The sequence below is a fragment of the Enterobacter cloacae complex sp.6700776 genome (assembly GCF_048284255.1).
Lineage (GTDB): Bacteria > Pseudomonadota > Gammaproteobacteria > Enterobacterales > Enterobacteriaceae > Enterobacter > Enterobacter intestinihominis.
The window spans coordinates 1-303 of record NZ_JBLVYK010000170.1; the positions used below are offsets into that span (position 1 = coordinate 1).

Annotated in this window: 1 protein-coding gene; it reads right to left on the reverse strand. The window is 44.6% G+C overall.

What is annotated here, in order from left to right; all coding sequences use genetic code 11:
• Positions 1-303 (reverse strand): Nif3-like dinuclear metal center hexameric protein (locus tag ACNQ0T_RS23750; protein ID WP_417930448.1); only part of this gene is annotated, 303 nt, incomplete at both ends.

Sequence of the window (303 nt, forward strand, 5' to 3'; positions counted from 1 at the left end):
TGACGAATTTCTTCTTTGGCGTTGTCGCCACAATGCAATACTTTGCGCCCTAAGCGTGTTTCTAAACGTTGGGTTAATGCCGCTGGGGTAATGGGTTGGTCGAAAAAGCCAAATGGCATCAGTGGCTCAATGTTGCCATTGACTTGCACGCCCATAATATGAGCCAGTTGCACATTGTTGCCTAATACTGGGTGAGCATCTAATGGTAGGTGATAACCATACAGGTTAATGTCATTCGCCAGTAACGTTTTTAGGCGATTTCTTTTCATGCCTTTGATAATGGCCGGTTCGTTTTTCCAAAAG